This window comes from Flavobacterium sp. Root420 (genome assembly GCF_001427905.1).
Classification (GTDB): domain Bacteria; phylum Bacteroidota; class Bacteroidia; order Flavobacteriales; family Flavobacteriaceae; genus Flavobacterium.
The window spans coordinates 312,601-327,522 of the sequence record NZ_LMEF01000023.1; the positions used below are offsets into that span (position 1 = coordinate 312,601).

Annotated in this window: 12 protein-coding genes; 7 read left to right on the top strand and 5 right to left on the bottom strand. The window is 29.7% G+C overall.

From position 1 onward, the window contains the following. From ASC72_RS13430 to ASC72_RS13445, 3 genes are all read right to left on the bottom strand, one after another. A complete protein-coding gene (locus ASC72_RS13430; protein WP_056191519.1) occupies nt 1-1,197 on the bottom strand; it encodes a hypothetical protein in 1,197 nt (398 codons plus the stop codon). A gap of 36 nt (nt 1,198-1,233) precedes the next feature. Further along, nucleotides 1,234-2,121, bottom strand: a complete 888-nt coding sequence (locus ASC72_RS13435) for an AraC family transcriptional regulator (protein ID WP_056191521.1) — start codon at nt 2,119-2,121, stop codon at nt 1,234-1,236. Between the two features lie 307 nt (nt 2,122-2,428). Further along, a complete protein-coding gene (locus tag ASC72_RS13445) occupies nt 2,429-3,118 on the bottom strand; it encodes a hypothetical protein (protein WP_131725815.1) in 690 nt (229 codons plus the stop codon). Nucleotides 3,119-3,454: 336 nt separating this feature from the next. On the opposite strand from ASC72_RS13445, the gene ASC72_RS24520 reads away from it, so the two are divergent. The 7 genes from ASC72_RS24520 to ASC72_RS13475 all read left to right on the top strand — a co-directional run bounded on the left by ASC72_RS24520 (nt 3,455) and on the right by ASC72_RS13475 (nt 13,197). Further along, complete coding sequence (locus ASC72_RS24520) at nt 3,455-4,450, top strand: hypothetical protein (RefSeq protein ID WP_241775698.1); 996 nt, start codon at nt 3,455-3,457, stop codon at nt 4,448-4,450. Then, nucleotides 4,393-5,133: an AraC family transcriptional regulator gene (locus ASC72_RS24525; protein ID WP_241775699.1), complete on the top strand. Its 741-nt coding sequence runs from the start codon at nt 4,393-4,395 to the stop codon at nt 5,131-5,133. Before ASC72_RS24520 ends, ASC72_RS24525 begins: the two co-directional genes overlap by 58 nt. Before the next feature lie 65 nt (nt 5,134-5,198). Beyond that, nucleotides 5,199-6,257 (top strand): hypothetical protein, encoded by a 1,059-nt coding sequence (locus tag ASC72_RS13455; protein ID WP_056191527.1) that lies wholly within the window; start codon nt 5,199-5,201, stop codon nt 6,255-6,257. A 227-nt stretch (nt 6,258-6,484) separates the two neighbouring features. Next, nucleotides 6,485-7,849 (top strand): DNA phosphorothioation system sulfurtransferase DndC, encoded by a 1,365-nt coding sequence (gene dndC, locus ASC72_RS13460; protein WP_198528497.1) that lies wholly within the window; start codon nt 6,485-6,487, stop codon nt 7,847-7,849. Further along, nucleotides 7,846-9,948 carry a DNA sulfur modification protein DndD gene (gene dndD / locus ASC72_RS13465; protein ID WP_056191529.1) on the top strand — a complete coding sequence of 701 codons (2,103 nt, stop codon included), beginning with the start codon at nt 7,846-7,848 and terminating at the stop codon, nt 9,946-9,948. Before dndC ends, dndD begins: the two co-directional genes overlap by 4 nt. Beyond that, nucleotides 9,932-10,327, top strand: a complete 396-nt coding sequence (locus tag ASC72_RS13470) for a DndE family protein (RefSeq protein WP_056191530.1) — start codon at nt 9,932-9,934, stop codon at nt 10,325-10,327. Before dndD ends, ASC72_RS13470 begins: the two co-directional genes overlap by 17 nt. Nucleotides 10,328-10,368: 41 nt before the next feature. Further along, nucleotides 10,369-13,197, top strand: coding sequence for an HNH endonuclease signature motif containing protein (locus ASC72_RS13475; RefSeq protein ID WP_056191532.1), 2,829 nt, complete (start codon nt 10,369-10,371; stop codon nt 13,195-13,197). Nucleotides 13,198-13,279: 82 nt separating this feature from the next. On the opposite strand, the gene ASC72_RS13480 is transcribed toward ASC72_RS13475, so the two are convergent. Both ASC72_RS13480 and ASC72_RS13485 read right to left on the bottom strand, forming a co-directional pair. Continuing rightward, on the bottom strand, nt 13,280-14,482 hold the full coding sequence (locus ASC72_RS13480; protein ID WP_056191534.1) for a DGQHR domain-containing protein: 1,203 nt from the start codon (nt 14,480-14,482) through the stop codon (nt 13,280-13,282). Between the two features lie 10 nt (nt 14,483-14,492). Beyond that, nucleotides 14,493-14,918: a hypothetical protein gene (locus tag ASC72_RS13485; protein ID WP_056191536.1), complete on the bottom strand. Its 426-nt coding sequence runs from the start codon at nt 14,916-14,918 to the stop codon at nt 14,493-14,495. Nucleotides 14,919-14,922: the final 4 nt, after the last annotated feature.

A 14,922-nucleotide genomic window follows, 5' to 3' on the forward strand; every position in this document is an offset into this window, starting at 1 on the left:
CTAAAATTCCCTAATATGCTTAATAATTCGTTCAAGTGTTTGAATGGCAATTTGCTTATCTCTTTCCTCAGCTGTATAGGATTTACTTCGCATAGAATCGTATGATAAAACCTTTTTCCGCGTCGTTGAAAGATAGGGTACGATCGTTCTGAAGACCTGGTTCATTGATTTGGCTTTTAAAATCCTAGCCTCATCACCTGCCCGCAGAATTAGTCCTATCTGATCAGTAGATAATACACATTCAACTTTATTCTCTCCTAAGTTAAAATTTTGCTCCGATTTATTATAAATGCTGTCAAGATCTGGATTTAGAGCAATTTTTCTTTCCAAATAACGAATTTCATGCTGGAACCAATTACCAAGAACGTAGCTTATATGTTGCTTAGTAGGATCAAACGAAGTTTGTTCTGTAGATAATAACTGACTAAACGCTTTATAGTAGAGTAAAATTTCACTAAGCTTTTCAGTTGAAGTTTCCTGCAAATTTAGATGATTCTCGATATGTGTAATAATATAGTTAACATAAGACTGGTAGTTAAAATTTAGCTCAATTAGCATTTCCTCAATTTCAGAATACATACTTTTTTTAAGTTCATCAAACTTCACTAAATCTAATTGTTTTAAAAGTTCTTTTTGATACAATATTTCTCTATAAGTGACTTTGTATCCGGACTTGTTTTCAATAGAAGATGATAAAGCATCTGTCACGATTTTCATGATCTCAGTATCAGTTGTAGAATAGATCTTTTTTCTTTTAATTCTTTCCAATTTTAATAGCATCTCTTTTCTTGAAACTGCCAGATAAGGAATTGGAACTCTCTCATCTAGGCTCAAATAGGAAGAATAGCGATTTTCGACAAAAGTGAGTAAATCATCCAGTGTACTAATGATGGATTCAATTATTCCGGAAAAAGTTTCTTTTTGAAGATCTGGATCCTTTTGTTGCTCTATCACATTATCCAGAAGATAAACCAACGTGGAGTGATACTTTCGAACCAATAGTCGGATTTGCCTCTTTTTCTGCAAAGCAAATATTTCATTTTTCAGTTGTATTTGAATCTTGTGAGATTCTTTTGAAAGGTTGTCGGCGATTAAGGCTAAATCATTCTGGGAAAGATCGCTGATATTTGTTTTCTTTGGATTTAAGGTCTGCAATATCAATGAATCTATCCACTCTAAAGGATATATAGTAATCATGATAGTATGGTTTAATTTTCATATGATGTAATGAAACTAGCTGCTTTTAAATCTTCCAAATATATTATGTCGATATTCAGATGGTGTAATAGAAGTATGTTTTCTAAAAAAGGCACTAAAATTAGATGGGGTACTAAATTCAAAATCTTCGGCTATAAAAGCTATAGAAGAATGTGAATTTTCAAGAAGGTTTTTAATCTCATTAATCACTGTCTGATCTATAAGGTTTTTGACAGTTTTTCCAGTAATCTCCTTGACAGTCTTGTTGAGATACCCTCTTGTCACAAATAAAGCACCTGCATAAAATTGAACTCCTCGATGTTTTTTGCAGTGAATTGTCAGTATCGTAAGAAATTGTATCGTTAGACTTTCTTGACGGCTAAAATTACTGGTCAGTTCCGAATTGTATCGGTTAAATATAAATTTAAGCTCATATAAGAACAGATTAAAACTTATGCGCTGCAGTTCTGCATCTTGGCCATTCTGCTGAACATCCTTATTCACATAATGAATTAGTTTATAAATTAGCGACAATACTAAAAAGTCCTTTTCTTCGAGGGTAATTTTTGGTGATGGTACACCAACTAAGAAGGTAAAGGAATCAACCAATTCTTTTTTTAAACAATTTTCGAAAGCAAATTCAGAAGTGAAAGAAATCAGAAACAACTGAAGTTTGCCCTTTACTTCAAGGAATGTGCAAAATGAATTCTTAGGTATTATAATTAGATCATGAGATGCCAGTTCTTGCGTAATGTCCTTCAATCTAATTTTAAACTGTCCTGATTTAATTAAAATAATTGAGTAGTTTTTAACTAAAAATGATTCGTCATCTGCTGTTTTAATCACATACTTTTTGATGATATTTATGTCAAGACCTTTTATGGCAAGATCCTTCAATTCTATATTGATTAAGTCTTTGATCATATTGCTATAGTTTCATGGTAGAAGTAAAAAATAAAACACTTGTTGGTATCATGTCTTATTTTTAAATGATTTTTCTATCAGAATAAATGATAAAAAATAAAGATTTAACAGGCATGTTAAAAATAATAAGTAAGCCAGTTTTTTGGGATCTGTGACTTTCGTTCCACCGCTGATAAGATAGCCTACAATTTCATCATAGCTAAAAAGCGCTATGATGAAATAAAGGCTCAAAAGATTAAAAATAACCAGTAATATATAAAGGATAATTCGTGGATTCATCTTAAAAGAATATGGATAATCGAAAAAATTAGATGATCTTATCAAGAAGTGCTATAATGGAAATAATAGAAGCTTCATTAGTAGAAAAGAATGCTTTACCGGGTTTGTTGCCCGCTGACGACTCCCAATCCCTGTCTTTACGTTCAGACTCCGAATACAAAGAATATCTGGAAATTGAAGCAACCGTTAAAATTGTATCTCGGTCGTCTTGAGTCCATGTACTACAAGCTAATATAGTATCCTCGTAATCTACAATATAATTATAAGTAATTGAAAATTCTAATAGACGTTGGGTTATAAGACCCTGAAGAAAATTCATTAAACTTGTTTTCGCAACAGAACTAAGTGTACTGTTTTGAACTATAATTATCATACTGTTATCAGGATCTGCCATGATGGCCTGCACTATTTCATCATTAAAAATTATACTATTTTTACCAGTGATAGGACGTTTTCCAATTTGTGATGCAATAAATCTTATTTGATTTGAAATTTCAGAAATAGAATGAGGCAGATGATTTTCCTCTTGGTAAAGGGCTAATGCATCAAAGTACTGTTTTCCTTTGTAGTCAAAAGGATTAGATTTATTTTCTGCAAGTGATAAATTTCCATATGATTTTATGACAGTTCCTTTCAGTTCCGAGGAATTAAAATCGGAATCCGTTGAACAAGAACTCAATTGAAATAATAGAATACTACATAATAATAAATTTTTCATGATTAAAGTTGTTTGAATGTGAATGAGAATTGCTTCTCAGTTCATTTCATCCGGATAAGCGGAACTTTTATCTGGCACCATGCCAGACTTCTTCGCTTTTGAATTCATGACAAAGCTATCGGCTTGAAAAACTTCTTGCAACCATAGTATTGTGGGTTTCACGTATTTTAGGTATGGATTTATAATAAATCCATACCTCTTTTTTATCAATAAAACACTACAATTCAATTGTTTATATTAAATTTGAGATAAGTAATGGTAAAATTAGTGTGACGGCTATTTTGAAGTGATACTAGTATACTATAGAAGGTAATTAGTCCCCAAAACTTTTGTATTATGAATCAAAATCATTTAGTCCTATTAATTCTTTTTATTTCTCAATTTACGGCAGGTCAAAAAATAACAAATAAAATTCCTGACTTTTTAAAAAATAAGAGCTACAACTACCTAGATGATAAAGCTTATGAATTGAAAAAAGACTCCTCAAAAGCAGCAGTCTATCTTTATGCATATCTTCAAAAAGCAAAAAATGAGCAGAATTGGAAGGAAATGGTCAACGGTTACCAAAATCTACTGCATCAATCTCCCGATAAATTACGTTTTATATATGCTGACAGCATGGTTTCTGCTGCTAAAGAATCCCACGACAATGCTTTGATAGGTTCGGCCTATCTGTCAAAAGGGATAGAACACTATAGACAAAAACAGCAAAATTTTGCACTGGATAATTATATTATAGCTAACAACTATATATCTCAAACCGATGACCAATATCTAATTTATAAACTGAAATACCATATTGCTCTGGTTAAATATTATTTAGGTTACTATGATGAAGCGATCTCATTATTAAAAGAATGTATATCTTATTTTAAGAGTAAAGAACCTAGACCTTATTTGAATTCTTTACATTCTTTAGGCTTATGTTACAATAGAGCCGGTAATTATGGTCTCTGTACCGAAACTAATGCTTTGGGCCTTCAGGAATGCAAGAGACTAGAAATTAATGAAATGGAGGTTTATTTCGTTCATTCTGAAGGAATTAATGATTACTTCAAGGAAAATTATGCATCAGCGATAAAAAATATTGAGTCGTCCATTGATGATTTAAAAGAAAAAAAAGATTTTGGAAATGAATCAGTAGGATATTTTTATATTGGAAAGAGTTATTGGCAGGTAAAAAAATACGAAAAAGCTATCCCGTATTTTGCAAAAGTTGATGAGTTATTTAATAGCAAAGGTTATCTCAGACCAGATCAAAGAGAAGTGTTTGATTGCTTATTAATTATTATAAAACTACAAATAACCCAAAACTTCAATTATATTACATAGAGCAGTTACTGAAAGCCGATACTGTATTAAATGAAACCTTCAAATATTTAGTTGGAAAAATAAATAAAGAATATAATACACAGGAATTATTAATTGAGAAGGAAAAACTAAAGAAACAACTCCTTAAAAAAAATCAAAACTATACTGCATTGATTGTCTTCACCTCAATCTTATTCACAGGTTTCATATTGTTGACATACAGATATTTTAAAAAAAGAAGGTTTTATAAGCAAAAATTTGATGAGTTGACGCTAAAAAATGGTCATGTAAGAGATAAGACTAAACCAAAATTACGAGCTGAACAGCCTGTAATTTTAGACATTAATCCGGAAACTATTTCTATTATTTTAAAGCAACTGGATAAATTTGAAAATGATCAAAAATTTCTAGAAAAAGATTGGAGTCTTTCAAAATTATCTATAGCTTTAAATTCAAACCCGACTTACCTGTCATCAATAATTCATCATTATAAAGAGAAACGCTTCAGCGATTATATTAATGATCTTAAAATTGATTATATTATAGAGTTATTATACTCAGACAAGAGAGCTCGCAACTTCACAAATAAGGCGCTGGCACAAGAAGCTGGTTTTAGCAGTACTCAAAGATTTGCAAATGCTTTTAAAGCAAAAACAGAAATGCCCACAGCCTATTTTATTGGGCAAATAAAAAAAGAAAAATAGAATGTTAAATCGAGAATAATTGTGTTTATTTAAACTTCTATTTATTATTTAAAAATAAATCCGCAATGAAAACATTACTAGAATTGTATACTGATCTGGACGAAGAGATTTGGGATTATTACAAATCCGTTGATCCGCATACAAATTTAAACAATCCGTTTTCAGCTGGTAATAATCTTATAGACCATAAAAATTTTATAAAAAATTATTTTGGTTGTTCAGGAAAAAGAGAAATATTAAACGATTTCAAACAGTACTTTCCTAATGATAATGAAAGATCAATTCACACAAATTCTGTTTTTTTCTTTGGTATTCTCCTACGCGAAAATACCATTTTAAAAAAGAAATTATTTAACGATGCGAGATCACAAAGAGATTATCCTTTATTTCCTTTTATATGGTTTTTATCTATTTTATTCCATGATCATGCTATGGGTATAGAAGATAACTCCAAAGATTATTTAAATCAAATTAAAAGCATACAAGATGTCTACAAAGTATTTGATATTAAATATAAACTCTTCGAATTAAAAAACATAGCAAGTAATCAATTTAGTGAATTAATCTCTAATTACTTTCATCATCGAAGGTATTCTTCAAAGAAAATAGATCATGGAATATTGGCAGGAATCTATTTTTATGATAGACTGGTTAAAATAAGAAAGAAAAAGGCCAAAGTGGCAGATTCTGAATTAAATTGGAATGTATCTCTCGAAAAGCATTACTGTCTTGCTGCAACTGCGATTGCTTGTCACAACATTTGGACTGTAGCTAAAATGTCATCTTATGAAGCGGACTATATAAAATTTGAACTTCATGATCTCATAGTTCCTGATTTTAAGGAAATTTCAATAAATAATTTTCCTTTATTATTTCTGTTCGGACTTGTTGATTCAATTGATCCAATTAAAATATACACCCGTGAAGGGCACAAACCAGACGAAATTCTAAATAAAATACAAATCGAATTCTCTGAAAATTCTTTTACGCTTAAGAACAAAATAGATTCAAATTTGAATTTCCAAACAATAGTTAGAGCTGCAAGTGGACTTTGTGGGTGGCTTGCAGTCAATATAACACATTCTCCTTCTAACGAACTTCTGATAGAGTTTAAAATTACTTAATAACCTGTATATCTGATTAATGCAACAAAGAACAAAATAAAGACAGTATCTATTTAATAGTTTTCAACAGAGGCCATTAGTAAAATAAGTGTAATCCCAGCAAATTCAAATGAAGGCAGAATTAATAAAAATATTTTATAGCATAGAAATTTGTTTATATTAAGCCTAAATTTGCAGAAAATACTATCTTAAATTTCTGTACTTTTAAAGACAATAAAAAATAAAAAATGACTCCTATAAGAAGCAAAAGAATTGAAGCTGTAATAGATGAAATCATTGATCAGTATGCCTATGCAGATCAGTCAGATAGGCCATGGATTATCGGATTTAGCGGAGGAAAGGATTCAACAGTTTTACTAACACTTGTCTGGATCGCATTATTACGTATCAGACAAAATCTTCCATTTCCATACCAATTACGCAGACCGGTTTATGTCGTTTGTAATGATACAATGGTTGAAAATCCTATTATTTCGAATTATGTTGACGACGTTCTATCAAAAATAAGTGAAGAAGCCAGAAATCAGGATTTACCAATTTTTGTAAAAAAAACAGTTCCAAAACTTGAGGAAACTTTTTGGATAAATGTAATTGGAAAAGGATATCCTGTGCCTAATAATGCCTTTCGATGGTGTACAGATAAATTAAAAATAAGACCTACTTCTAATTTTCTTTTGGAACAGATAGATGAAAAAGGTGAAGCTATAGTTTTACTAGGGACCCGATACGAAGAAAGTGCCTCAAGAGAACGTTCCATGAAAAAACACGAGGTAACGGGAAATAGATTATCAAAGCATAATAGCACTGCTAATACATATGTTTACCCTCCTATTCGCGACTTGATGCTTGAAGAGGTATGGTATATAATCAATGCTGTACCATCACCATGGGGCTTTGATAATTCGATCTTATTTAAGATATATGCTGACGCAAGTGCCGATGATTACGAATGTCCAACTGTTGTAGTTAATAGAGAACATAGTTCATGTGGTCAAAGCAGATTTGGTTGCTGGACATGTACTGTAGTTAAAAATGATAAATCTATGACTGCACTTGTTGACAATGGACAAAATTGGATGCAGCCATTGTTGGATTTCAGAAATAAATTGGTTGAAAACAGAAATCTTACTGAGAACAGATCTGAAACAAGAAGAAATGGTCAGGAGGCTATTAGAGAAGATGGAACTTTCAATGGTAATTATACTGCTCATTATAGATATCAAATATTAAGAGATTTGCTAATTGTTCAGAAAGAGATTCAAAATGAAAGACCTCATATCACTTTAATTAACAATCAAGAATTGATTGCTATTCAAGTTACTTGGAATAGAGATGGAATTTTTGATTTAAGTGTAGGTGACCTGTACAAAGAAATCTTCAATAAAGAGATCAGTACAAACAACATAAAAACTTTAGACGATACTGAAAGAAGAATTTTAAGAGAAGTTTGTAAAGATGAACCAGATTATTATCAACTAATAGATAATTTAATTGCATTACAAGAAACAAAAACATTAATGATTTCCAAATATGGTCTACATAATGACGTTGAGAAAAGAATTGAAAGTTTTGTAAATGAGAGCCCAATATGAAAATTAATAGAATAAAATTTCAAAACTTTAGAATATACAAAGGAGAAAATGAAATCCTCCTTGCACCCCATGCGAGCAAGAATATAAGTATAATAGCTGGTAAAAACGGTTTTGGAAAAACTACATTTTTGACTTCACTAATTTGGGTTTTCTACGGAAAAATGATGAGTGAGGTTGAGGATAAATACAAGAAGGATATTAAAAATGCTGGTGGATACGAAAAATTTGTAAAAACCCTTTTAAATAGAGAAGTCAAAACTGAGTTCGAAGCGAATCGTAATGTAGTTCCTATTCTTTCTGTAGAAATAGAACTAAAAGATATTTTGATTCCTTCAATTCCTTGTAAATCTGTCGTAATACAAAGATCATACGATTTAAAAACTGATAAAGAAGAATTAAAAATTTTCATTGACGGCTTAGAAAATGAGTTAACTAAAGAGGTAGGCTTTGAGGTTTTCATCAATGACTTTATATTGCCTCGTGAAATTGCTAAATTTTTCTTTTTTGATGCAGAAAAAATCGTTTCTCTTGCTGAAGCTAAATCAAAATCTGAATTAAAAAATTTAAGTAAAGCTTATTCAGAAGTTTTGGGAATTAAAAAATATGAAGATCTAAAAAAGAATCTTGAAACCTTATTAACAAAACTTCGAAGAAGTGGGGCATCTCCTTCTCAACAGACAAAGTTATTTGAACTAACTGACGCAGAGACTGAAACACTTGGATTAATTGAAATTAATCACGATAAACAGTTAAATATTGATCGTGAAATAACCAATCTTAAAATCAATAGCGATAATCTGCAGGAAAAGCTAATTCGTGAGGGAAATGGAATTACAGTCGAGGAACTGCAAAAGTTAAAATTAGAGAGAGATAATTTAAAACTCACCTCAGAAGAAATAAAGAATAAATTAAAAAAACTAATGGATATCGCACCATTGGTAATAGCCGGGAAAAAATTAACTCAGCTTCATTCTCAACTTCTCTCTGAGCAAAATGCTAGTACCAAATTAGTTGATAAGATAGTATTGCAAGATGAAATTAATATGTTTTCGACTCTTTTTTTAAAGAAATTAGGATCTTTAAATTTGGATAAGGAATCTCATTCTAAAGTAGAAGAAGTATTAAAACTAACACGAATTGAAAAAGAAAACCAGGCTTACAATTCTGATAGCCATAATATAATACTTTTAGATTATTCAACTGAACAGTTTAGAAACTTTGAAGCTGTTTACAATAATATTAAAAGTACCTTTTCAAGCCAGTTTACTGCTGTCGTACAAGAAGAAAAAAACAATCGAATTTTACTTTCTAAAGTATATCAATTAATTAAACAGGCAGAAGTAAGAAAAGACAATCCTTTGGCGAAAAAATTGCGTGAGGAGAAAAAAGACACTGAGGACAGAATTAGTGTATTGACGCTTAATAAAGGTAAATTGATTGAAGAATTGGATGGCCTGAATACAAGGTTATCATCAATTAAAAAGGTTCTTTCAGAATACGAAAAGAACTTTAAATTAGTTGAAACCGATAAAAAGAAATTTCAGGTTACTGAAAATTTATTAGATAAAATTAATTTGATAATTCAGAAGATAAAAGATGATAAAAAATATTCCCTGCAAAAATCAATTATGCTTGGACTAAAAAAAATCATGCATAAAAGCGATTTTATTTATAACATTAGAGTCAACGTTGTGGATGATGTAATGGATATTGATTTACTTGATAAAAATAATGAAATAATTGATAAAGACAGCTTGTCGAAAGGAGAACAGCAATTGTATGCCACTGCTCTATTAAAAGCTTTAGTAGACGAATCAGGAATTAAATTTCCAGTATTTATTGACAGTCCTCTTCAAAAATTTGACAAATATCATTCAAAAAACATAATTAAGGAATTCTATCCAATGATATCTGAGCAAGTTGTATTGTTTCCACTATTAGAAAAAGAATTATCTGAATTCGAATATGATTACTTGAAACCTAATGTAAATAAAGTTTATATTATCGAAAATGAAAACAATGGTTCCAGATTTAAATCTCTAGAAGTAAACAAATTATTTACACATTTAAAAGAAGAGCAGAATGTTTACGCAAATTAAAACCAGTAAAGAAAACAAAGAAATTGTTGTAGCGTTAACACGAAAATTAGGACTAGGTGCAGAGAATGTCATTGCCCGAATTGCATATTCATATTCTTTATCTCAGGAGAGAAAACTTGATTTAAATAATATACAAGATGCTGGTGGTAAAGAGTACTCAAAATCTGTTCTTTTTGGTGATTATTATGACATCTATCTTGGATTAGTTTGCGTTCATTACAATTTATACAAAACGGATAAAGATATTGGTCGCTATATAAAAATGCATGTTGATGATGGCTTAATACTCTTAAATAAGGAAGTCAATGAACGCTCTAACATTGACGGTTTTGATTTTCTTACAGAATTAATTTCAGCAGGCTTAAAAGAAGTACAGTAATTTAAGCAAACCTATTTGTTTTAACAAAAGTATTATTTAAAATGATGTTAGTTAATGAGGATGAAGCTGCTATTTATCTTGGTATTACAAAAGAACTTTTATTTTCTTTTGTAAAGAAAGGTTATAATGGGAAGAAATTGACAGTCAATTCTAATATCAATAATAACTTTTTTGATATAAATGATCTTCAAAATTGGAATTTTTTTTTACATGAACCATTAATAAATGGAATAGAAAAAAGACCTGATATTCCCTTATCTATTCGAGAATATTTGAAAGTTGAAAGTAATGGAAAATGCGCAAGATGTGGAAGTGGGCATCGTTTAGATAATGCTCATATCAACCCATGGGCCGAGTCCTTTTCACACCACCCTCATAACTTAATAAGACTTTGTACTGATTGTCACACTAAATATGATGATGGAATAATTTCTAAAGAAGAAATTCTCAAATTAAAAGAACGATTAATTGAGAAACTAAAAGCTGAAAACACATCTTTTAATATTGAAATGTCAAATCACAGACTACCAAAATTGACTGCTGATTTTAAAGGCAGAGAGATTGAACTGAATGAATTGTCTGATATATACGCTCAAAATCATTTGATTAGTATTGAAGGAGTTGGAGGAATGGGAAAGACTCAACTACTCTTAAAATTTATTGAAAAAGAAAAACTCGACGTTAATTGGTTCAGTATTGAGACCTTCACAGGATTTCAAGATTTTGTAAGTGAATTATTTCATCGATTTCACGTCAATAATTTTGATCAATTATTAGAGGTCATCAATAATGAAAATGCAATTTTAGTTTTTGACGGAATTGAAACATTATGGAGCGAGTTTCAAGAAAAGGTGACGCTTCTTTTAAAGCAATTAAATGATTATGCAGACAATGCAAAAATTATTTTCACAACACAATTTAATTCTCTTGGATTTGATACAAGTGTAGGCATACTTAAGCTATCAGATGGATTAAGTGAAAAAGACAGTTTTAATCTACTATCAAGAAAAAACTCAAGCATAAAAAATGATGATAAAAGCGTTTTAGGATTAATTTCATTTTCAGGTGGTCATCCTTTAGCCTTAATCCTTATATCGGGACTAATCTATATGATAAAATCTCCAGAAGAGGTATTGAAATCTATCAAAGAGGCTGGAGTTGATTTTATTAAAAATCCAAATAATAAAGAACAAAAAAAATCAACTTCCTTAGAATTGAGTTTTGATTTAGCGTATACAAGTCTGAGTGAGAAACAGAAGTGGTTGTTAATGTATCTTTCACTATTTCCTGCTGGTTGTAAAATACCATTTTTAGAAATCTTGGTATGTAAAGACTGCTCCTTTAAGTCTAAAACGGAATTAAAAATGTCGATAGCATTTCTTTCACAATATAATTTGATTGAAATTCATGAGGATTATTTAGGCTACGAGAGAACGTCAATTCTTAATCCAATCCGGGTTTTTGTTAGAAAAAAAACAGGTAATAGTTCACGAGAATTACTTCATGAAGTTCAATTAATAGCATTTCAAAACTTAGTTTTTGAAGCAATCCACTTGTATACTACATATATGCTTTCTGATGAAATACAATATGCTATTGTTCGCTATGAGATGGAACTTTCAAATTTTCTTTTTGCATTTAAGAAATCTGTTCATGCTTCATATTGTGAAGAGTGTAAAAAGTATAGCAATAGAGAAAAGTATCTGAGAATTATAACTGGGCTATCTGCAGGATTGTATAAGTACTTATTTACTAGAGGTAAGTTTTCTTATGGTATAGAAATTAATAAGCAGGGAGCAAAAGCCCACTTAGAATTAAAAGAATTTGATTTAGCTATAGATGATTTAACACAAGTCGCTACCCTAAATTGGAGAATTGGCAATAAAAAAGAAACCGAAAGAGCACTTTTAGAGATGCGAAAATGCGAAGAACTAAGTGGAGAAAAATTCTCGAGCGTTTGTATTATTGAAGGGGAAATTTTAAGATCAACTAATCCTAAAGTTGCAATCGAAAAATATGAGGAAGGAATTGCAATCTGCAAAAGTGATTTGAGGAAAAATAAAAATGCAGAAGCATCTAAAGCTAATATTGGTATTATTTTATCTGAAATAGGTAGAACATATGAAAGATATTTAAATGATAGTAAAATCGCTTTAGATTATTATTTACAAGGGTACCACATACAGAGAGAAATGAAAGATTATGCAAATATGTTTTGCAATTCTCATCATATTGGAAATTGTTATGCTAATAGTGGTCTTCTTGAAAAGTCATTGAAATATTATCGAGAAGCAATTGAAGGGTTCATCCTTTATGGACAACAGCAATATATTGGTAATTCATTGTATGAAATAGGAAAATTGAGAGTTACAAATCCAGATTTAGATTATTCTTTCCTTACCAAAGATTTACTTATAACAGGATTAAATGATATTCAATATGAAATTTTAATAACAGAAAAAGTTAGTTTTGGTTTAGAGGACAAACTATGGAAAATAATTGGAGTGGTAGCTTTATCTGAACATTCATTGATATTAGCTAATTGGTCTAAAAGTTTCGTCCATACACTTGAAAAAAAGTGTCTTTCTCCATGGTCACTACCTTATCTTTTTATGAGTATTGCAATTGTTTCAAATGAGTTGGAAAATGACAAAAATAATAGTGAAAAACTTCAAGAATTAAAGTCCTTATGCGACTTAAATGGAAGTGAGGCAGAGCATGAAATTTTAGAGCCTTTTTCCTGGTTATCATTATGGCTTAAAGAAAAAAATATTGAAGATATTAGTAGAGGAAAACTGTATTCGGAAATAGAAAATGAATTTTGGGATAATTATGAAGAAGAGGATTGGGACGAGAAAGATAATGATTGACTTTCAACGATTGAAGGTGAATAAAAAAGGAGAAATCCTCCTTTTTTATTCACCTTCAATAAGTATTTTATTTAGTTAAAATTTATTTTATTAATCTTAGAATTGCTACTTTATCACTTTCATTTTCTATTTGATCAATTGATTTTAATTTATTTAAAATGAAAATAATATTTCGAATTCTTGTCTTTCCTACACCTGAAGCTTGAAAATAGTTATCTGAAAAATCAACATTAGATATTGAATCAATAATACTAGGATTTAATACTTTATTTTTTTTCAGAGATTCTTTCAAAAGATCAAATAATACTTGAATTCCTATAGTTTTTTTTAAATGAGAAGAATTATCCACTTTTAACCATATTTTTTCATTGACAATTTTAAAAAAAGTTGAGATTACATTTTCAATATAGTCATCTTTATAATTTAAAAACTCATCTCTTAGTGGACTGGAGTCTTTTAAATTTTTAAGCATTTTTCTGTCCCTTCCATAGAAAATTTTTTTGTTCATCATCTCAATCCTGTCTCTTTTATAATTTGAAGTAAATAAACTTAAAATTCCCTCTATCATAGCTGATGTAGAAATTAACCAATTTGCTTTATTTAATTGTATAAAATCATCATTGTTATAAATTGGAGCCAATTTTATCAACGAATATAAAGGTGATGCTTTATCAAAATTTAATTTTCGTGCTATATTAGCAGCAAGTTTTTCAGGAGTCCAAGATTCATTACTTTCATTTTCAATAAAATAACCAAACTGTTCCAATGCTAAGCTCTTGTCTACTTTCTTTTGATTTCCATTTATTGTTGCAAAAAGATATGCTTGATAAGGATTAGGTAAATCAAAAAATATGGAGCATAATAATTCCATATCTAATCTTGACTCATCGTTAATATAATCAAATCCTTTTAATCTATGTTGACCATCAATAATTGAAGCGGACTTAATATCTGGAGGGAACTCTAAAAAATACTCATTATTCTCATTTATTAATTCCCAACGATTTTCAGTATTTTCAATTATAGAACCATCTTCATTATTATTTACTGAAAGAATTATACTATTAGGGAATGTCATTTCAGCTGTGTCTATATATTTGCCTATTTCATTAAGTCTCTTTTCATTTATAGGTCTTTGACTGCCTTTTAAAACACCATCTTCCGTCAAATAAGTTAACGGCTCTGAAAAAGATATTTTTTTCAAAATACTTGCTTTTACACTTATTACAAAAAAATCACCAAGCGGTTGAGAAACTTTTAATGCTCTTAATTTTATTTTTTCCATTATTTTAAATTTATTTACCTAAAGCCCCAGTACCAAAACTTTCATCTTTGTTCGCAACAAACCACATTCTCCATGAAATAAGACATCCTGTAAAACTTAATATAATAGGAAGCCAATAACAGTAAAATTTTGTTTCAAGTGTGACAATATAATTAATAACTAATACAAAAACTATTGATCCAATTATATAACCAATGTGATCAAATAGTTTACTATTAAAGCTGTCAGAACCATCAGATGAATTTATTATTATTGTATAAATAGAAGTGATTAATATTGAAATTGAGTATGTAACAACATTGAAGACAGTTTCTTCAAGAATTAGTATGTTATTACTTTTCTGAAATATCCTTACAATTATTGGCATGTAAATACCCAACATTCCGAAGAAAACTATAGCCCAGAAAAAATATTTATTTTTTATTGTCTTTTTCATTAAT